The following is a 19152-nucleotide window of genomic DNA, read 5'->3' as shown; positions in this document are numbered from 1 at the left end:
TTTCATGGTGAATACCTCCCCAATCCAACGTTTTCGCATGGTCGCGCGACAGGAGCTGCGCCTCTTGCTCAAGGAGCGCAGCCTGTGGCTGGTGGGCGGCCTGTTCCTGCTGCTTGTGGCCTATGCGCTGTTCAACGGCATGCTGCAGACCACCCAGCGCGACCGGGCCCAGGCGGCCCTGGTGGCGGCCGATGCCACGGCGCGCAGTGGCCAGCTCGCGCAGTTGGGCCGCATCATGGCGGGCGCGGAGCTGCCCACGCCCTTCGGCAACCCGGCCAACCCCGCCAACATGGCGGGCGGCCTGGGCGCGCACTACGCGGTGATGCCCAGCGCGGCGCTGGCGCCCGTGGCCCTGGGGCAGACCGACCTGTTCCCCTCGCAGTTCAAGGTCACGCACCAGAGCAAGGTCAACTTCCTGCACCACAACGACATCGAAAACCCCTGGCACCTGCAGAGCGGCCATTTCGACCTGGCGTTCGTCATCGTCTACCTGCTGCCGCTGTTGATCTTCGCGCTCAGCTACAACCTGCTGTCGGGCGAGAAGGAGGACGGCACGCTGCGCCTGCTGCTCTCGCAGCCCCTGGCGCTGCCCACGCTGGTGGCGGGCAAGATCGCCGTGCGCGCCGCCGTGCTGCTGGGTGCGGCCGTGCTGGTGCCGCTGATGGTGCTGCTCGTCGCCCGCCCGCAGGCGCTGGCGGCACCCGGTGCCACCCTGTGGTGGGCGCTGCTGGTGGGCGCCTATGCGCTCTTCTGGTTCACGGCGGTGGTGGCAGTCAACGCCTTCGGCCGGTCCTCGGCCACCAATGCCATGGTGCTCATCATCGGCTGGGTGGTGCTGGTGCTCGTGCTGCCGGTGCTGCTGAACATCGCCGTCACGCAGACCAGCCCGGCCCCCTCGCGCGCCGAGCTGGCCACGCGCACGCGGGTGGTCACGGCCCAGGCCATGTCGCAGAACGCGGCGCTGCTGGCCACCGACTATGCCCACATGGTCCAGCCCGAGGTGCTGCTGCCCAAGGAGGGCCGCCTGGCGATGAGCGGCCGCGCCATGGCCAACTACCGCATACAGCGCCAGGTGGACGAGAGGCTGCAGCCCGAACTCGAGCGCTTCGATGCGCAGCAGGCACGCCAGCAGGCCTTGGTGGCACGCTACAGCGCCATCTCGCCCGCAGCGGTGGCCTACGAGGGCATCACCGCACTCGCAGGCACGGGGCACAGCCGCAATGCCTGGTTCATGGCGCAGGTCACGGCCTACCACCAGGTGTGGAAGGACTTCTTTTTCCCCCGCATCGATGGCGGCCGGGCCCTCACTGAAGTCGATTTTCCGCAGATCCCCGCGTTCCACTGGCGCGAGGAGGAAGAGGGCACCGTACACGCGCAGGCCGCTCGGGCCGTACTGCACCTGCTGCTGCCCACGCTGGTGCTGCTGGGCATTGCCGGCTGGCGGCTGCGCCGCTACCCCATTGCATAGACCATCCCCATTCAAGAGAGGAACCAGACCATGACGATCCCCTTCGCCCGCACTGCCGTGGCGCTCGCGGTAGCCGCCGCCGCGCAAGGCGCCTGGGCCCAGCAGGCCGCCCCCGAGCGCGAACTGCCCGCCATCCATATCCAGGCCGGGCAGGACCGTGACAGCCTGCAACTCAGCAACAAGAGCTCCAGCGCCTCCCGCCTGGGCCTCACTCTGCGCGAAACCCCCGCCTCGGTGGAGATCCTCTCGCAGGACCTGATGCAGGAGCGCGGCGCGCGCACCCTGAGCGAGGCCCTGCGCAGCACCGCCGGCATGGCCGGCGGCGGGCCCCCATCGGCGCCCACCACGCTGTCGCTGCGTGGCTTCACCAACGTGCTCTACCTGTACGACGGCGTGCGCATGTCCGGCGCGGGCGTCACCAACCGGGTGGAGGACACCTGGAACTACGAGCGCATCGAGGTGCTCAAGGGCCCGGCCTCGGTGCTGCAGGGCGACAGCGCCATCGGCGGCATCGTCAACTTCCAGACCAAGCGGCCCGACCGTGGCAACCCCGGGCGCGAGGCCCTGCTGTCCTACGGCAGCTACGGGTCGACCCGTGCCGCGGTGGGTCTGGGCGGTGCGGTCGGCGAAACCGGCGCCTACCGGCTCGACTACAGCCGCAACGAGACCCGAGTGGGCACGGTTGCGCGCACCAGCGAGAAGCTCGAACACCTGACCACGGGCCTGTCATTCGACGTGGCGCGTGCCACGCGGCTCGACCTGTCGTTCGACTACGCGCGCGACGAGGGCCATGCCTACTGGGGCACGCCGCTGATCCCGGGCAACCTGGCCACGCAGCCGACCAGCGTGGTCAGCACACCCGATGGCCGGGTGGTGGACAAGCGCATTGCGCGCAACAACTACAACATTTTGGACGACCGGAACCAGTCCGAGGCCTATTGGCTGCGCGCCCGCCTCACCAGCCGCGTGACACCCGAATGGACGCTGCGCAACGAATTCACCGCCAACAAGGTGGAGCGGCTGTGGCGCAACTCGGAAAGCGCGGTGTTCACCGCCCCGGCATCCATCACGCGCGACCAGACCCTGATCGCGCACGACCAGCGCTACCTGTCCAACCGGCTCGATGCCTCCTACGAAGGGCGCCTGGCGGACATGGCCCACAGGTTCGTGGTGGGGAGCGAGGTCAGCAAGACCGATTTCGACAACACACGGCGCTTCTCCAACGGCTCGGCCAGCACCAACGCCGCCCTGCGCGTGCCGCTGTTCGATCCGGCCGTCGGGTACTTCAACGAAGACACGGCGCTGATGGCTGGCGGCGGCAACCGCACCAACTTCACGTCCGACGTGCGCAGCACCTCGGTGTTTGCCGAAGATGCCTTGAAGCTCACCCCCGCCTGGACGCTGGTCGGCGGCCTGCGCCACGACCGCGTGGACGTGGACCGCAGCGTGACCGACCTCAACCTGGGCAGCTTCGCGGCCTTCGGCACGCAGTACACGGCCAACTCGGCGCGCCTGGGCACGGTCTACGATCTGTCTGCGCAGTCCTCGGTCTATGCGCAGTACACCAACGCGACCATCCCGGTGGGTTCGCTGTTCCTGCTGTCGGCGGGCAATGCACCGTTCCCGCAGTCCCGGGGAAAGCAGTTCGAAGTGGGCTTCAAGCAGAGCCTGGCCGGCGTGGAGTGGACGGCTGCGGCCTACCATATCGAACTGGACAACGTGCTCTCGCGCGACCCGAACAACGCCAATGTGACCATCAACAACGGCAGCCAGTCCTCGCGCGGCGTGGAGCTGGCCGCCGCCTGGCGTGCCACCAAGCAGCTCACCCTGTCGGGCAACGTGGCGGCGCTCGATGCGCGTTTTGACTCGCTGATCGAGGCTGGCGGTGTGTCGCGCGTGGGCAATACCCCGCCCAATGTTCCCGAGCGCATCGTCAACCTGTTTGCCAGCTACCGCTTCAAGGAGGTGCCGCTGGACCTGCTGCTGTCCGTGAACCACACCGGCAAGATGTACACGGACAACGCCAACCAGATCCGCATCAACGGCCACACCACGGCCGACATTGCCGCCAGCTACCGCATCAAGCCAGCCTTGCTGACCTTTCGCATCCGCAACCTCACGGACAAGCTGTATGCCAACTACGCCGGGCGGGCCACCAGCCAGGTGCTGCTGGCGCCGCAGCGCACCTTCGAGCTGTCGGCAAAGGTCGATTTCTGAAGCGAGGGTGTCGGCATGGAAGGGCGGCCCATCGTCGGCAATGGATGACAGGCGGGCGGCGGTGGGCTGGCAAGAATGGTGCAATCCCCTAGGAGCAGCAGCCATGCGCATCACCCCCCTCCCCAAAGCCGAAGTCGACAAGGCCGAACGCAAGATCGACAACATCCTCGAAGACCTGGAAGAAGAGACCAACTCGGAAGTCAAGGACATCGACCTGGAGGACGTCGTCGAGACCGACCCCGCTACAGGGCAGCCCGGCGTGCACAAGACGGTGGACGTCACCGTGCAACCCAAACCACAGCGCAAATGGCTCAAGTAGGGGAGGCAGGCATGAAGAAATCCGCCGCGGAGCAGACCGCCAGAAAGCAAAAGCGCATCCAGGCCGAGCAGGATGCCAAGGATGCCTCCAAAAAGAAGGCATCGGCAAGCAAGAAGCTGGCTCCACCGAAGAAAAAGGCCGTGGCTCCGGGCCCTGGTCGCGCTGAACCAGGCACTCCGTTGCCCAAACAGCCGCTGGCCAAGCCCGGCATCGAGGCTCGAATGTCGCTGCCGCCGCGCTTCGAGGCCCCGCACTACCAGGGCAGTGGCAAGCTCGAAGGCATGTCGGCCCTCATCACCGGCGGCGACTCGGGCATCGGCAGGGCCGTGGCCGTGCTGTTCGCGCGCGAAGGGGCGGATGTGGCCATCGTCTACCTCAACGAGCACGAGGATGCGAAGCGCACCATCGAACTGGTGCAGGCGGAAGGCCGGCGCTGCATCGCGATCTCCGGCGACGTGAAAAGCGCACGCTTTTGCAACGCCGCCGTTGCCAAGACGGTCAAGGCGTTTGGCAAGCTCAACCTGCTGGTGAACAATGCGGCCTTCCAGGAGCATGCCAGCTCGCTCGAAGACCTGACCGAAGAGCGCTTCGACGAGACCTTCAGGACCAACATCTACGGCTACTTCCACATGGCCAAGGCGGCGCTGCCGCACCTCAACCGGGGCGATGCCATCATCAACACCGGTTCCGTCACAGGCCTGCGCGGCAGCAAGGAGTTGCTCGACTACTCGGCCACCAAGGGCGCCATCCACGCCTTCACCAAGGCCCTGGCGCACAACCTGGCCGACAAGGGCATCCGTGTGAATGCCGTGGCCCCCGGCCCGGTGTGGACACCGCTGAACCCGGCCGACAAGACGCCCGAGGACATTGCCGAGTTCGGCGCCAGCACCCAGATGGGGCGGCCGGCGCAGCCCGAGGAGATATCGCCGGCCTATGTGTTCCTGGCCGCGCCTTGCTGCTCAAGCTACATCACCGGCATAGTTTTGCCGATCACCGGCAATGCAGGCGACGGGGGCTAAGGTTCCGCTCAATTGCGGATGTTCGCGAACTCCACCACGCGCCTGAACTTCTGGATCTCTGCCTGCAGGAAGGGCACGAAATCCGTGCCTTCCATCATGGTCAGGCCCGCAGCTTCGAGCGTCTTGCGCAGTTCGGGCTCCTTGAGCAGTCGCTGCAGGTCCTCGCGCAGCCGGGTGGTGGTGGCGGGCGGCAGCTTGCCGGGGCCCAGGAGGCCGAACCACACCCCCGCATCCACCCCCTTGAACCGCGCATTCTCTGCCAGGGCCGGGATCTGGGGCGCCGCCGCAGAGCGCGCAAGCTTCGTCACGCCAATGGCCTTGACCTTGCCGTCCCGGATATGGGGCAGGGCGCTGGAAAGCACCATCACCGCAAAGTCCACGTCGCCGCTGTCCATGTTTGCGAGCATGGCACCGGCACCGCGCGAAGGCACATGCGCCATGCGCACACCCGATTGCTGGCGGATGGTCTCTCCCGCCAGGTGCAGCGGAGTGCCCATGCCCGACGAGGCATAGCGCATGGGAGCGGGGGCTTCGGCGGTGGCGCGCAGGAATTCGTCGATGGTGGCGACCGGCGTCTTACTGCCGGCCACCAGCACCAGGGGCTGGCTGCCGATCAGGCCGATGGGGGTGGAATCCTTGAGCGGGTTGTAGCCGTCGCGCCGGCGGCTGACCAGGTGGTTGATGCCCACCTCGGCGGGCGATCCCAGCAGCAGCGTGTGCCCGTCCGGCTCGGCCAGGGCCACCCGCGCTGCGGCCAGCGCCCCGCTGGTGCCGGGGATGTTCTCCACATGCACCGGCTGGCCCAGGCGACGCGACAGGCCGGGCGCGATGGCCCGCGCCACCAGGTCCACACTGCCGCCTGCCGGGTAGCCGACCACCAGGGTTATGGCTTTCCACGGATAGTCCTGCGCCCAGGCCGCCATGCTGGACAGGGCCAGCACATGCACTGAAACAACGGTCCGGACCTTCTTCAAAATCATCGTGTCCATGGGGTATCCCTGCGGGTGAATTGGGTTACCCATGGTTACATTCGATGCAGCGGTGCGAGGTGCCGCTTCGGCACCGGTCGGTGCCGAATGGCTCCATTGCGAGCCGCTGTCCGCAAGCGGCGATGCGGCGCGACTACGCCGCGCGCTTGACCAGCGCGGGCTGGGCGCGGTAGCGGGCGGCAAACAGCCGCTTGAGGTGGGCCACCTTGGGCAGGTCGTTGACCACGATGTAGGGGTGGCGCGGGTTCTCGGTCAGAAAATCCTGGTGGTAGGCCTCGGCCGCAAAGAAGCTCGGGCCGCTTTCCACACGCGTGGCGATGGGCTTCTTGAACACCTTGAGCGCATCGAGCTGGGCGATGTAGGCGCGCGCCACCTTCTCCTGTTCGGGGCTGGCGGCGAAGATGGCCGAGCGGTACTGCGTGCCCGTGTCCGGCCCCTGGCGGTTGAGCTGGGTCGGATCGTGCACCACCGAAAAGAAGATCTGCAGCAGCGCGCCGTAGCTCACCTGCGCGGGGTCGTAGCTGATCTCCACCGACTCGGCATGCGCCGTGCGTCCGCTGCTCACCAGGCCGTAGGTGGCCGTGGCGGCCGAGCCGCCGCTGTAGCCCGACACGGCCTTGCGCACCCCCTGGACATGCTGGAACACGCCCTGCACGCCCCAGAAGCAGCCGCCGGCGAAGATGGCCGTTTCCAGCTTGGCGCTGCCAGCGGGCACATCCTGCGCGGGCGGCGGGATCACCACGGCCTCTTCGGCGGAGTGGGCCAGGTTCTGGAACAGCAGGGCGCCGCCGGCCAGCGTAGCGCCGCCAGCCAGGAGCTGCAGCAGGCCGCGCCGGCTGGGAGATGAGGAGGTTGTTGTCATGGTGAAGCGCCTTTGTGGAGGGGGAGTGAAGTGTGATGCGGACAGGATTGGCTGCGTTCAGCCAAAGGTAAAGGCGTAGGCGTCGACAGGGGCATCCAGGAACTCGATGCTGAAGGTGCGTTCGCGCACCTCACCGCCCTGGCGCACCAGCTGGTACAGGCGCTGGTCGGTCACCGTGCCCGTGCCGTCGGCGGCCACGTCGATGCCACGCGCCTCGCCAGGGGCCTGGCCATCGAGCGTGACCTTGAAGCGCACAGGCTTGCCACCGGCGCCAGGCCCGAGCACCAGGTGCAGGTCGCGCGCCTGGAAGCGGTAGACGATGCGGCCGTTACCGCCCGCCAGCGTGGCGCGCTCGGCGCCCACCGTCCACTGGCCGGCCAGGCCCCAGGCATTGAGCGCCGGGCGGGCCGGGGCGGTGTAGGTGGTCGCCCGGTCGCGCACCGCGGGCTCGGCCGAGGCGAAGTGCTCGGCCCGCTCATAGCCCAGGTAGGTTTCGTGCGAGCGCACCGTTCCCAGGTCGGTCGGCTGGTGCACGCCCTGGGCGGCCACCTGGGCCAGGCCATCCTGGGCCGGTGCTGCGGTGCCGGCCTCGCGCAGCAGTTGCTGGATGGCGCGCTCCGACTCGGCGTAGTTGCCCTCGCCGAAATGGCGGTAGCGCATGCGGCCCTGGGCGTCGATCAGGTAGTGCGCGGGCCAGTAGCGGTTCTGGAAGGCGCGCCAGATGGCGTAGTTGTTGTCGATGGCCACGGGGTAGGCGATGGCCAGGTCGCGCACGGCCTTGGCCACGTTGGCGGCGTCGCGCTCGAAGGCGAACTCGGGCGCATGCACACCCACCACCACCAGGCCCTGGTCCTTGTACTTCTCGGCCCAGGCCTTCACATAGGGCATGGCGCGCAGGCAGTTGATGCACGAATAGGTCCAGAAGTCCACCAGCACCACCTTGCCGCGCAGGCCGGCCGTGGTGAGGGCAGGGGAGTTGAGCCACTGCACGGAACCATCGAGCGAGGGCACTTCGCCCTGGTCCGGCAAGCGCCCGGCCGCAGCGTTGCCGGCTGCCATCATGGAAGGGCCGGCCCCTTCGGCGGCGGCCGTCATCATGGCGCCGCTGCCCTGCATCATCATTGATGGGCCGCCGCTCATGGCCATGGCGCCGCCCTGGGCTTCGTTGCCCAGCCGGTCCACCAAGGCCTGTTCGATGCCGCCGGTGGATGCCGTCGACAGCCGGGCCAGGATGCCGGTGTCCAGCCCCAGTGCAATCGCAGCCACGCCGGCCAGCATCGCAGCGCCCAGGCCGCGGCGCACCCATTCGCCCACGCCCAGCGAGCGCTTGAGCGCAGCAAACACCCGGCCGCCGAGCAGCAGGGCGGCGGCCATGGACGTGGCCGCGCCGGCCGCATAGGCCAGCAGCAGCAGGCTGGTGCCCACGCTGGCACCCTGCAATGCGGCGCCGGTCAGGATCAGGCCGAGCACCGGCCCGGCGCAGGGGGCCCACAACAGGCCCGTGGCGACACCCAGCAGCAGCGATGCGCCCACGCGTGGCTTGCCGTCGCCCCGGGCTGACTGCGACAGGCGGTCACCGGCGGCAACCAGGGGGCGTGCCATGCGGTCGGCCAGGCCCGGCCACAGCAGGGCCAGGCCGAACACCGCCACCAGCACCAGCGCCGCCCAGCGGCCATACTGGTTGGCGGCCACCACCCAGCCGCCGCCCACGGCGGCGAGCGTGGCCACGGCCGCAAAGGTGAGCGCCATGCCGGCCAGCAGCGGCAGGCCGCTGCGCACGAACGGCTGGCTGGCGCGCGAGAAGACAAACGGCAGCACGGGCAGGATGCAGGGGCTGACGATGGTCAGCACCCCGCCCAGGTAGGCCAAAAGGAGGAGCAGCATGGCGCCGGTCCTCAGGCAGCGCCGGCCGCGAACGTGAGCGACAGGCCGTTGATGCAGTAGCGCAGGCCGGTGGGCTGGGGTCCGTCGTTGAACACATGGCCCAGGTGGCCGCCGCAGCGGCGGCAATGCGCCTCGGTGCGCGCCATGCCCAGGGTGCGGTCCGTGCGGGTGGCCACGGCGTTGTCCAGCGGCTTCCAGAAGCTGGGCCAGCCGGTGCCGCTGTCGAACTTGGTCTTCGATGAAAACAGCGGCAAGGCGCAGCCCGCGCAGGCAAAGGTGCCGGCGCGGTGCTCCTTGTTGAGCGGGCTGCTGCCAGGGCGCTCGGTGTTTTCGTGGCGCAGCACGGCGTATTGCGCGGGTGTGAGCTTGGCGCGCCACTGGGCGTCGGTGAAGGTTACCTCGAAGACTTCGCTGGTGGCGGCTGCTGCCGGGGCGCGGCGCGGCGAGAACCAGGCGGCCAGGGCCAGTGCGCTGGCGCTGCCGGTGAACAGGAGATGGCGGCGGGTGGTGGTCATGGGGTCCTCGGTCGGTAGATGGAACGAAGCTTAGGTTCGGCCCCATCGCCAAGTCCTCACGCAAACTTCAAAAATTCGTGATAACTCGGCAGGCCCCGATTGCGCACAATGCAGGCATCCGATTGCCGCCTGTTGCCCCTATGTCCACACCCCCCTCCAAACGCGTGCTGCTGGTCGAAGACGATGCCCATATCGCCGACCTGCTGACCATGCACCTGCGCGACGAAGGCCTGCAGGTCGTGCATTGCGCGCGGGGCGACGACGGCTTGGCGCAGCTCACGCGCGGCGGCGACTGGGACGCGCTGGTGCTGGACCTGATGCTGCCAGGGGTGGACGGCCTCGAAATCTGCCGCCGCGCCCGCGCGATGGCGCGCTACGTGCCCATCATCATCATCAGCGCGCGGGCCAGTGAGGTGCACCGCATCCTGGGCCTGGAGATCGGTGCCGACGACTACCTGCCCAAGCCGTTTTCGGTGCTGGAGCTGGTGGCGCGCGTGCGCGCCCTGCTGCGCCGGGCCGAGGCCATGGCGCAGAACGCGCGCCTGCAGGCGGGCAGCCTGTCGGTGGCAGGCCTGGCCATGGACCCGGTGGCGCGCGACGCGCGGCTCGCGGGCCAGCGGCTCGATCTGACGCCGCGCGAGTTCGACCTGCTGTACTTCTTCGCCCGCCAGCCGGGCAAGGTGTTCTCGCGCATGGACCTGCTCAATGCCGTGTGGGGCTACCAGCACGAAGGCTACGAGCACACGGTCAACACCCATATCAACCGGCTGCGCGCCAAGATCGAGGCCGACCCGGCCCAGCCGGCGCGCATCCTCACCGTATGGGGGCGCGGCTACAAGTTCGCCGGCCCCGAGGGCACGCCATGAGCCTCACCCTGACGCAGCGGTTGTCGCTGGTGTTCGCCGTGCTGCTGCTGGTGTGCAGCGGCACCTCGGCCTGGATGCAGGTGCGCTCCAACCGCATGCATGAGCTGGAGGTGGTGCAAGGCCTGTCGCGCGACCTGGCCCAGGGCATTGCGCGCGACGCCCAGCTCACCGATGCCAACGGACTCATGCCCGGCGCCGTGCGCAAGCTGTTCAGCCAGCTCATGGTGGTCAACCCGAGCGTGGAGGTGTACCTGCTAGAACCCGATGGCCGCATTGCCGGCCACGCCGCCCCCGAGGGCCGGCTGCGCCGTGACCGCATCGACCTGGCGCCCGTGCGCCGCATGATCGATGGTGCGCCGCTGCCCATCCTGGCCGACGACCCGCGCAGCACCGATGGCCGCAAGGTCTTCAGCGCTGCGCCGCTGCGCGTGCACGGGCGCGACGTGGGCTTCATCTACGTGGTGCTGCTGGGCGAGGCGCACGACCTGGTGGCGGCGCAGGGCGCCACCAATGCGGTGCTGACCACGGCGCTGTGGTCCATCGCCATGGTGGCGCTGCTGTGCCTGGCGGCGGGCCTTGTGGCCTTCACCCTGATCACGCGGCCACTGCGCCGCCTGACCGAGACCGTGCGCCATTTCGACATGACCGGTGCGCCGCCGCCCCTGCCGGCACCAGCACCGGCCCCTGCCGACAGCCGCGACGAGATCGCCGTGCTCGGCGCCGCCTACCGCCAGATGGTGGCGCGCATCGGCGAGCAATGGCAGGTGCTGAGCCGCCAGGACCAGGAGCGCCGCGAGCTCATCGCCAACGTCTCGCACGACCTGCGCACCCCGCTGTCCTCGCTGCACGGCTACCTGGAGACCCTGCTGCTCAAGGACGCCACGCTGCAGCCGGCCGAGCGCCAGCGCTACCTGGGCATCGCCCTGGACCAGAGCCGCAAGGTGGGCGCACTGGCGCAGAGCCTGTTCGAGCTGGCGCGGCTCGAATACGGTTTCGTGCAGCCAGAGGCCGAGCCCTTCGCCATGGCCGACCTGGTGCAGGACGTGTTCCAGAAGTTCGAGCTGGCAGCCCAGGAGCGCCAGGTGACCCTGCTGGCGGACATCGCGCCGCAACTGCCGCCCGTGCAAGCCGACCTGGGCCTGGTCGAGCGGGTGCTGACGAACCTGCTGGACAACGCCCTGCGCCACACGCCGCCAGGCGGTGCCGTGACCGTGGTGCTGGCGCGCGAGGGGGATGCCCTGGCCGTGCAGGTGCAGGACACCGGGCCCGGCATTGCACCCGAGCTGCGCGAAGGCTTGTTCGAACGGCCCTTTGCGCTGGGGGGATCGCGGCGCACCGGAGGCCTGGGGCTGCGCATTGCGCACCGCATCCTGGCGCTGCATGGCAGCTGCATCGCGCTGGTGGACGGGCTGGCGCCCGGCGCTGCATTCCGGTTCACCCTGCCCTGGGCCGACGTGCCCGGCAGGCATGCGCCCCCCGAGGACAAGGGCGGGGGTGGGCCGTCGCCGCCGTGCTGAGCGCGGCCTCCACGGGCGGCTCCGCCTTGTAGGACAACGCCGCAATCGACCGTTGCCCTGTAATTTTTTGCTACCGGCGAGCGCCTGCCGGGTGTAAGAATGGGCCATCCTGGCACCACAGGAACCCGGGGGGAGGCCCATTGCTGCTGCGCTCGAGCTTCGAATCGAAGGTTCTCGCTGCTTTCATCGCAGCCGCCCTGGTGGTGGCTGGCGTCACGTTCACGGGCTCGAAGCTGGCCGACGACGCCGAGGAGGCGAATGGCTGGGTGGCCCATTCCCACCAGGTGCTGGGCAACGTGGCCCATATCCGGGCCAACACCCTGCAAATCGAGCTGAGCACGCAGAGCTTTCGCATTTCCGGCGACCCCGCGCACCTCGCCGAGCGCGATGTTGCGGCCGAGGCCCGTGAGGCCATGCTGTCGCAACTGCGCCAGCTCACCGCCGACAACCCCTTGCAGCAGGAGCGCTGGACCCTGCTGCGCCAGATGGTGGACGAGCGGCTGGCCATCTCACGGCGTGTGGAAATGCTGCGCAAGACGCAGGGCCCGGAAGCCGCCAACGCCTACGTGGCCACGGCGCCCCTGCAGAAGACGCGTGACCGTATCCACGAACTGCTGCGCGGCCTGGAGTCCGAGGAGGCCACGCTGCTGCGCGAGCGCACCGAAGCGCAGTTGCGCACCCGGCGCTTGCTGTTGGCCGCCAATGGCATCGCGGTGCTGGTGCTGGCGGGGCTGCTGGCGGGCGCCTACACGCTGATCAAGGGCCAGTTGCGCGAAACCCGCCAGGCCCAGCGCGCGCTGGCGGACAGCGAAGAGGGCCTGGCCACCACCATGCAGTCGATTGGCGATGCGGTGCTGGCCACCGACATCGAAGGCCGTGTGACCCGGATGAACCCGGTGGCCGAGCAACTGACCGGCTGGACCTTCGAGATGGCGCGCGGCCTGCCCATCGACGTGGTGTTCCGCATCATCAACGAGATCACCCGCGAACCTGCGGTGGTGCCGGTGGCCCAGGTGCTGGCCACCGGGGTGGTCCATGAACTGGCCAACCACACGACGCTGATCGCCCGCGATGGCACGGAGTGCCCGATCGCGGACAGTGCCGCCCCCATCCGCACCAGTGACGGCCAGGTGACGGGCGTGGTGCTGGTGTTCCGCGATGAGACCCTGGCCCGCAAAGCCCAGCGCATGATCGTGGACGCCAACGCGCTGCTGGAGCAGCGGGTGCAGGAACGCACGGCGCAACTGCGCGCCAGCGAAGACCACCTGCACAGTGTCATCAACAACGTTCCGGCGGTGCTGGCCTATGTCGATGCGGATCAGCGCTATGTGTACGTCAACGCGCAGCACAAGGCGCTGTATGCGCCGGACCGCGATGAGGTGACCGGCCACACGGTGCGGGAGATCCTGGGCGAAGAGCGCTATGCCCACGCCGCCCCCCGGATCGAGCGGACCCTGAAGGGCGAGCGGCAAAGCTACGACTGGCAGCCTTTTGCGGGCAAGTGGCTGGCCATCGACTGCATCCCCAAGCACGGCGACGGCGGGCGCGTGCTGGGCTACTACGTGCTGGGCTCCGACATCACCGTGCGCAAGCAGGCCGAGGAGAAGGTCCAGGCACTCAACACCGCCCTCGAAGACCACGTGCTGCGGCTGGAGCACACCACCCGGGCCCTCAAGACCCTGAGCGCCGGCAACCGCACCATGCTGCGCGCCGTGGACGAGCAGGGCCTGCTCAGCGGCATGTGCGAGGCCATCGTCACCGCGGGCGGCTATGCCATGGCCGTGGTGTGGTGCCGCCCGGCAGAGGGGGCTGACGGCCTGCTGGTGCCCATGGCCGAGAGCACCGCCCCCCTGGCGCAGCCCTGGCTGCGCGCATTGAACACCCGCTGGCAGGCGGGCGACATGGGGCAGGGCGTGCTGGGGGATGCCTTGCGCTCCGGGCTGGCCTGCGTGGGCCGGGGAGGCGAGCCGCCCGGCCCCGACGGCCCGGCCTGGCTGGCCGGCATGCCGGCGGCGGCCTCGGTGCTGGCGTGCCCGCTGCGGGTGGACGGCGCGGTGATCGGCGCCCTGGCCATCTACAGCAACCGGCCGAAGATATTCGAGCCCGACGAGATCACCTTCCTCGTCGAGTCGGCTGATGACCTGGCCTTCGGCATGGCGACGCTGCGCCACCGCAGCGAGCAGGCCCGGGTGCAGGAGGCCATGCAGCAGATGCGCCGCTACGACGCCCTCACCGGGCTGCCCAACGAGGCGCAGTTCACCGAGACCCTGGTGTCCGCCATCGACGCTGGCCAGCCGTTTGCGGTGCTGCAGGCCAATGTGGAGCGGCTCAGCGAGATCAACGATGCCCTGGGTTTCTGCTACGGCGACCAGATCCTCAAGGAAGTCGGGGCCCGCCTTGTCCAGGCCGTTCCCCCTTCGGCCACGGTGGGGCGGCTGCGCGGCGACGAGTTTGCCATCCTGCTGCCGCAGTGCGATGCGCAGGCCGCAGTGGCCATGGTGCGGACCGTGGACGCCATGCTGGCCCGGCCGTTTGCGATCGCCGACATCGCGATGGAAGTCTCCGTGACAGCCGGGGTGGCCCTGTTCCCTGCGCACGGAGAAACCCCGCACGACCTGTACCGCCACATGGACACGGCAGTGCACCAGGCCAAGAAGGCCGGGCTCGGGCATCTGGTGTTCGACCCGGCGCAAAGCCACCACCGCAACCAGGCACACCATTTGCAGTTGGCCGGCGAGCTGCGGCGTGCCATTGAAAACGGCGACCTCGCGCTCTACCTGCAGCCCAAGATCGACATGGCCACAGGGCAGGTACGCGGCGCCGAGGGCCTGGTGCGCTGGCGCCATGCGCAGCGCGGCCTGCTCATGCCGGGCGAGTTCATCGGCCTGGCCGAACACACCGGGCTGATCAAGCCGCTGACCGAGTGGGTGATCGAGGCCAGCCTGCGGCTCAACCATGGCTGGGGCGCCCAGGGGGCCAGCCTGCCGATCGCCGTGAACCTGTCCGCACGCAACCTGCGCGACGAATCCCTGCTGCAGACCATCCGCCAGTTGCAGGCCACATGGCCCCTGGCACCCGGGATGCTGGAGCTGGAGATCACCGAAACCACCGTCATGGGCGAGCCCGAGCGCGCCTTGCGCGTGCTGCAGGCGCTGCGCGACCTGGGCATTGCGCTGTACATCGACGATTTCGGCACCGGCTACTCGTCGCTCAGCTACCTGCAGCAGTTGCCGGTGGAGTACATCAAGATCGACCAGTCCTTCGTCTGCGACATGTCATCGAGCAAGACCTCATCCGTCATCGTGCGCTCCACCATCGACCTGGCGCACGACCTGGGCCGCAAGGTGGTGGCAGAGGGCATCGAATCCCAGGCGCACTGGGACCAGTTGGCCGCACTGGGCTGCGATATCGGGCAGGGCTACTTTCTGGCCCGGCCCATGCCGGCGCAGGACCTGCCGGGCTGGATGGCAGGCTTCGTCGCGCCCGTGACCGGTGCGCGGCCCGAGAGCCCGTTCGTGGGTTGAGCATTTCGCTGTGTAGCCCGTGTCCTACAGCATGTTGCGGTGCACAAGAAGCGCCAGCAGCCCCCACCAAAAATAGCATCGAGCCATGGTCACCGCAGGGCAGGGCCCTGGGTTGCCGCAGTTGTGCCAATGGCGGGTCTGCGAATCTCCTTGCAGTGCGCGCCCACCCACCCTGGAGGGCCGCGCCATGACATCCCACCCATCGGAGTTTCCGCTCGGCCTGGAAGCCGCCTACAGCGCGCTGGCCCTGCGACGGCGCGCGGCGCAGGAAACCGTCATGCCGTTCACGCGGGGCCTGCGCGGACACGCCAGCACCCATGAGCAGATCACGCGCGAAGAACTGGTGCGCAGGCTCGCCGACATCAAGGGCTGTGCCTACAGCACCGAGGAGCTGCCCCAGCCCATCTGGGAGGGGCGCACCTACCTGGTCCCCAGCGATACGCTGGTGGGCGTTGCCGCTGCCCACGCCCTGGGGGTACACGGGCCCGACGACCTGTTCGGCGGTGTGGTTCCGCATGCCTTCGTGGCCACCAAGGCCATCACCCACCCCCTGGTGTCGTTCGAAGCCGCAGCGCCCGAGGGCTGGAATCCCGAGTTTTCCCGGCTGGTCAAGCGCTCGGTGCTCCCCGGCCATGCAGCATTCTCGCGCGCCGACGCGCTGCGCGCTGGCGAGGCACTGTTCGCCCTGGGGCCGCTGCGCGTCAAACCCGTGGGCGAGACGGGCGGGCGGGGGCAGACCGTCGTCACCACCCTGCAGGCCCTGGAAACCTGCCTGAACGCGCTGGGTGACAGCCTGCTCGAAAGGGGGGGCATCGTGCTGGAGCACAACCTGACCGAGGTGGAAACGCTGAGCATCGGCCAGGTGCGGGTGGCCGGCCTGCAGGCCTCGTACTATGGCTCGCAGCGGCTCACACCCGACAACAACGGGGCGCTGGTGTATGGCGGCTCGGACCTCACCGTGGTGCGGGGCGACTTCAATGCGCTGCTGGCCGCCACCGCATCGGGACCGCTGCACGACGCCGTGACCCAGGCGCTGGCCTATGACGAGGCGGCACGCACCTGCTACCCGGGCTTCTTCGCCTCGCGCATCAACTACGATGTGGTCCAAGGCCTGAACGCGTCCGGCCAGTGGTGCTCGGGCGTGCTGGAGCAGTCCTGGCGCGTGGGCGGTGCCAGCGGTGCCGAGGTGGCGGCGCTGGAGGCCTTCCACCGCAATCCGGGCCTGCGCCGGGTGCGCGCCAGCTGCGTCGAGAAGTTCGGCGCACGCCAGCCGATTCCGGTCGGGGCCACGCTGTACTACCAGGGTGTCGATCCCGAGGCCGGGCCACTGACCAAGTACACCACGCTGGAGATCCATGACCACACGGCATAGAAGCATCCGCATCCCCGTGGGCGACCGCAGCATCGCCGGTACCTTGGTGGCGCCCGATGTGCTGGTGCCGGGCGTGATGCTGGTGCACGGCTGGGACGGCAGCCAGAAACAGTACATCGAGCGGGCGCACCAGATCGCCGCCCTGGGCTGCATCTGCCTGACCTTCGACCTGCGCGGCCATGCCAGCGACCGGGCCGGGCGCGAGACCGTCACGCGCGAGGACAGCCTTGCGGACATGCTGGCCGCCTACGACCTGCTGGTGGGCCACCCCGCTGTGGACCCGGCCTCGGTGCTGGTCGTGGGCACCAGTTACGGCGCCTACCTGGCGGCCGTGCTCAGTGCATTGCGCCCCGTGCGCTGGATGGCGCTCAGGGCACCGGCGCTGTACAAGGACGAGGACTGGATGGTCTCCAAGATCAAGCTCAACCGCCAGGAGGTGGCGGCCTACCGCACCCGCTCCATCGAACCGCAGACCAACCGGGCGCTGGCAGCCAGCGCGCAATTCCAGGGCGACGTGCTGCTGGTCGAGTCCGAGAACGACGATGTCGTGCCCCACCCGGTGCTGGAAAACTACCGCGCCGCCTTCCTGCAGACCCGTTCCATGACCTACCGGGTGATCAGCGGCGCCGACCATGCGCTGACCCGTCCCGAGTGGAAAGAGGACTACACCGCCATGCTGGTGCACTGGGTGCAGGAAATGGTCAACGGGGCCCGCAAGAAGGCCAGGCCCGTTGCTGCCTCGCCACCCCAGGGAGACCTGCAGCCGTGACCCACCCTGGTGCCGCCGCCTCCTGGTCAACCTCGCAAGGTGATTGCGGCGGCAGGATGGCCGTTCTCCCGGCGATTGTCCTACAGCCCCCACAGGGCACCAGGTTCACCATCGGGGCATCGATCACCCATCGGTACGGCCAATTGCCTTGGCAATCGCATCATCCATACGCTCCGGGAGCATGCGGGTACCCATGGATCCATTCGGTCCAGGGTGAATGTTCTGGTATCCAGAATATACGGAGCCCACTGGTGTGAGGTGCCTTATGTCCCGTTCCAAATCCACTGTCCCCGCCCCTGTCGATACTTCCGTTCTTGGTGAAGAAGATCCGGGCGCATCGCTGGAGATATTCCGCAGGGAAGCCCTGAAAAATCAGGCAAAGAACGATCCGTCTTCTCAGCCAAACCCGGCGCAGGAAAACAATCCCTATCTGACGATCAATTGCGCCAACAATGGCCGGTGTTTCACGATCCAGGTCCAGTGGCAGGAGGCGCAGCAACGCGCTTTCACCGACCTGCTGGGTCTGGTGATTGCCGAGCATGCGGTGATCTCGGATGTCGCCTGGGCCTACCATATGCAGACGGGGCAGGACCCTGTGCAACTGGAGATGAGCGCCACAGCCGACGGCAAGGCTGCCGTGCAGGTGAAGGGCAGCGCCGGGGCAGAGGCTGCGGGTGCCCTTGCGCCCAAGCGCAAGGTATTGCACGAACCCTTCATCGCGGCCAACGACCACCAGCCCTACGGCCTGCAGCGGTCTTTCCGCTGAATCCATCCCCACCGGCGGTGCCGCGCTCAGGGCAGCGCGTTGTGCGGCGAGAGCGCCGCCTCGGCCTCGCGGCGCAGCCAGCGCACGAAATCCTGCGCATCCGGGTTGACCGCGCCGCGGGCGCTGGGCACCACGTAATAGCCACGCTGCGACGAGGCGCAGCTTCCGAACGGTGTCACCAGGCGGCCGCTCGCCACCAGCTCGGCCAGCAGCGGCAGGCGCCCGATCACCACGCCCTGGCCCTGCGTGGCCGCCGACACGGCATCTGCATACTGGGTGAAGCGCACGGTGTTCTTCATGCGCACTTCGGACACACCCATCAGCCGCGCCCAGGGCTCCCATTCCACCGTGAGCGGCATGCCCGGATGCTGGTCCACGGCGAGCAAGGTGTGGCGTACCAGGTCTGCGGGCTGCAGCAAGGGGTTGGCGCTGTTCTCGGCCAGGCGGGGGGAGCACATGGGCACCACCCACTCTTCGAACAATGGCTGGCCTTGCCCATCCCCGGTCGGGCAAAAGCGCACCGCCAGGTCCAGTTGGCTGCGGTCCAGGTCCAGCAACTCCAGCGTGGCCGAGATGCGTACGTCCACGTCCGGGTGCCGCTCGGTGAACCGCGCCAGCCGGGGGATGAGCCACAGCGATGCAAAGCCCGGCGTGCAGGTCATCGCCACCTGGCGCAGGGCGGGGGCGGCGCGCACCCGTGCGGTGGCGTCGCGCAACCGCTCCAGGGCATCCACGGCGGCGCGGTGCATGACGGCACCGGCCTCGGTCAGCACCAGGGCGCGGTGCCTGCGCTCGAACAGGGCCACCCCGAGCCAGGCCTCCATCTGCTGGATCTGGCGGCTGACCGCGGACTGGGTGAGGTAGAGCTCCTGCGCCGCCTGCGTGAAGCTCAGGTGCCGCGCCGAGGCCTCGAAGCTGCGCAGCAGGTCCAGCGGCGGCAACTCTTCCCGGCCGATCGCCGAAGAAGAGATTTTCACATTCTGCATGGGCATGCGAAGGATTCCAAATGACCGTTTGAGCAAGGCGCTGCTGCTCACTATATTCATTCCATGGATGAATGCCAAG

15 protein-coding genes are annotated in these 19152 nt (G+C 68.6%); 10 read left to right on the top strand and 5 right to left on the bottom strand.

Annotated features, from left to right (window positions below; genetic code table 11):
- Positions 1-37 precede the first annotated feature (37 nt).
- The 4 genes from U5N23_RS14700 (at position 38) to U5N23_RS14685 (ending at position 5023) form a co-directional block, all read left to right on the top strand.
- On the top strand, positions 38-1468 hold the full coding sequence (locus U5N23_RS14700; RefSeq protein ID WP_322593526.1) for an ABC transporter permease subunit: 1431 nt from the start codon (positions 38-40) through the stop codon (positions 1466-1468).
- 30 nt (positions 1469-1498) lie between these two features.
- Entirely contained in the window at positions 1499-3685 is a 2187-nt protein-coding gene (locus U5N23_RS14695) for a TonB-dependent receptor (RefSeq protein ID WP_322593525.1), read from the top strand.
- Positions 3686-3788: 103 nt separating this feature from the next.
- Complete coding sequence (locus U5N23_RS14690; RefSeq protein WP_007850896.1) at positions 3789-4004, top strand: hypothetical protein; 216 nt, start codon at positions 3789-3791, stop codon at positions 4002-4004.
- A gap of 11 nt (positions 4005-4015) precedes the next feature.
- Positions 4016-5023, top strand: coding sequence for an SDR family oxidoreductase (locus U5N23_RS14685; protein ID WP_322593524.1), 1008 nt, complete (start codon positions 4016-4018; stop codon positions 5021-5023).
- A gap of 8 nt (positions 5024-5031) precedes the next feature.
- On the opposite strand, the gene U5N23_RS14680 is transcribed toward U5N23_RS14685, so the two are convergent.
- The 4 genes from U5N23_RS14680 to msrB form a co-directional block, all read right to left on the bottom strand.
- On the bottom strand, positions 5032-6012 hold the full coding sequence (locus U5N23_RS14680; RefSeq protein WP_322593523.1) for a tripartite tricarboxylate transporter substrate binding protein: 981 nt from the start codon (positions 6010-6012) through the stop codon (positions 5032-5034).
- 133 nt (positions 6013-6145) lie between these two features.
- Complete coding sequence (msrA, locus tag U5N23_RS14675; protein WP_322593522.1) at positions 6146-6874, bottom strand: peptide-methionine (S)-S-oxide reductase MsrA; 729 nt, start codon at positions 6872-6874, stop codon at positions 6146-6148.
- A 57-nt stretch (positions 6875-6931) separates the two neighbouring features.
- Positions 6932-8758 (bottom strand): cytochrome c biogenesis protein DipZ, encoded by a 1827-nt coding sequence (locus U5N23_RS14670; RefSeq protein ID WP_322593521.1) that lies wholly within the window; start codon positions 8756-8758, stop codon positions 6932-6934.
- Positions 8759-8769: 11 nt separating this feature from the next.
- Positions 8770-9273 (bottom strand): peptide-methionine (R)-S-oxide reductase MsrB, encoded by a 504-nt coding sequence (msrB, locus tag U5N23_RS14665; RefSeq protein ID WP_322593520.1) that lies wholly within the window; start codon positions 9271-9273, stop codon positions 8770-8772.
- Between the two features lie 140 nt (positions 9274-9413).
- Here msrB and U5N23_RS14660 point away from each other — a divergent pair, with 140 nt between their 5' ends.
- From U5N23_RS14660 to U5N23_RS14635, 6 genes are all read left to right on the top strand, one after another.
- Positions 9414-10139 (top strand): response regulator transcription factor, encoded by a 726-nt coding sequence (locus U5N23_RS14660; RefSeq protein WP_322593519.1) that lies wholly within the window; start codon positions 9414-9416, stop codon positions 10137-10139.
- Positions 10136-11656, top strand: a complete 1521-nt coding sequence (locus U5N23_RS14655; protein WP_322593518.1) for a HAMP domain-containing sensor histidine kinase — start codon at positions 10136-10138, stop codon at positions 11654-11656. Before U5N23_RS14660 ends, U5N23_RS14655 begins: the two co-directional genes overlap by 4 nt.
- A gap of 140 nt (positions 11657-11796) precedes the next feature.
- On the top strand, positions 11797-15180 hold the full coding sequence (locus U5N23_RS14650) for an EAL domain-containing protein (RefSeq protein ID WP_322593517.1): 3384 nt from the start codon (positions 11797-11799) through the stop codon (positions 15178-15180).
- Positions 15181-15367: 187 nt separating this feature from the next.
- Positions 15368-16552: a DUF3182 family protein gene (locus tag U5N23_RS14645; protein ID WP_322593516.1), complete on the top strand. Its 1185-nt coding sequence runs from the start codon at positions 15368-15370 to the stop codon at positions 16550-16552.
- Positions 16536-17321, top strand: a complete 786-nt coding sequence (locus U5N23_RS14640) for an alpha/beta hydrolase family protein (protein WP_322593515.1) — start codon at positions 16536-16538, stop codon at positions 17319-17321. Before U5N23_RS14645 ends, U5N23_RS14640 begins: the two co-directional genes overlap by 17 nt.
- 265 nt (positions 17322-17586) lie before the next feature.
- A complete protein-coding gene (locus U5N23_RS14635; RefSeq protein WP_322593514.1) occupies positions 17587-18087 on the top strand; it encodes a hypothetical protein in 501 nt (166 codons plus the stop codon).
- Positions 18088-18113: 26 nt separating this feature from the next.
- Here the strand turns inward: U5N23_RS14635 and U5N23_RS14630 are convergent, their stop codons facing one another.
- Positions 18114-19079: a LysR substrate-binding domain-containing protein gene (locus tag U5N23_RS14630; RefSeq protein WP_322593513.1), complete on the bottom strand. Its 966-nt coding sequence runs from the start codon at positions 19077-19079 to the stop codon at positions 18114-18116.
- Positions 19080-19152 lie beyond the last annotated feature (73 nt).

The organism is Acidovorax sp., assembly GCF_034519795.1.
Classification (GTDB): Bacteria; Pseudomonadota; Gammaproteobacteria; order Burkholderiales; family Burkholderiaceae_C; genus Acidovorax.
The sequence above is the reverse complement of the archived record's forward strand: the minus strand, read 5'-3'. Positions and strand labels throughout refer to the sequence as shown.

Bases quoted from the DNA above. Each gene is read 5' to 3' on its own strand.
- U5N23_RS14700 (WP_322593526.1), top strand. From the start codon at position 38: ATGGTCGCGCGACAGGAGCTGCGCCTCTTGCTCAAGGAGCGCAGCCTG.
- U5N23_RS14695 (WP_322593525.1), top strand. From the start codon at position 1,499: ATGACGATCCCCTTCGCCCGCACTGCCGTGGCGCTCGCGGTAGCCGCC.
- U5N23_RS14690 (WP_007850896.1), top strand. From the start codon at position 3,789: ATGCGCATCACCCCCCTCCCCAAAGCCGAAGTCGACAAGGCCGAACGC.
- U5N23_RS14685 (WP_322593524.1), top strand. From the start codon at position 4,016: ATGAAGAAATCCGCCGCGGAGCAGACCGCCAGAAAGCAAAAGCGCATC.
- U5N23_RS14680 (WP_322593523.1), bottom strand. From the start codon at position 6,012: ATGGACACGATGATTTTGAAGAAGGTCCGGACCGTTGTTTCAGTGCAT.
- msrA (WP_322593522.1), bottom strand. From the start codon at position 6,874: ATGACAACAACCTCCTCATCTCCCAGCCGGCGCGGCCTGCTGCAGCTC.
- U5N23_RS14670 (WP_322593521.1), bottom strand. From the start codon at position 8,758: ATGCTGCTCCTCCTTTTGGCCTACCTGGGCGGGGTGCTGACCATCGTC.
- msrB (WP_322593520.1), bottom strand. From the start codon at position 9,273: ATGACCACCACCCGCCGCCATCTCCTGTTCACCGGCAGCGCCAGCGCA.
- U5N23_RS14660 (WP_322593519.1), top strand. From the start codon at position 9,414: ATGTCCACACCCCCCTCCAAACGCGTGCTGCTGGTCGAAGACGATGCC.
- U5N23_RS14655 (WP_322593518.1), top strand. From the start codon at position 10,136: ATGAGCCTCACCCTGACGCAGCGGTTGTCGCTGGTGTTCGCCGTGCTG.
- U5N23_RS14645 (WP_322593516.1), top strand. From the start codon at position 15,368: ATGACATCCCACCCATCGGAGTTTCCGCTCGGCCTGGAAGCCGCCTAC.
- U5N23_RS14640 (WP_322593515.1), top strand. From the start codon at position 16,536: ATGACCACACGGCATAGAAGCATCCGCATCCCCGTGGGCGACCGCAGC.
- U5N23_RS14635 (WP_322593514.1), top strand. From the start codon at position 17,587: ATGTCCCGTTCCAAATCCACTGTCCCCGCCCCTGTCGATACTTCCGTT.
- U5N23_RS14630 (WP_322593513.1), bottom strand. From the start codon at position 19,079: ATGCCCATGCAGAATGTGAAAATCTCTTCTTCGGCGATCGGCCGGGAA.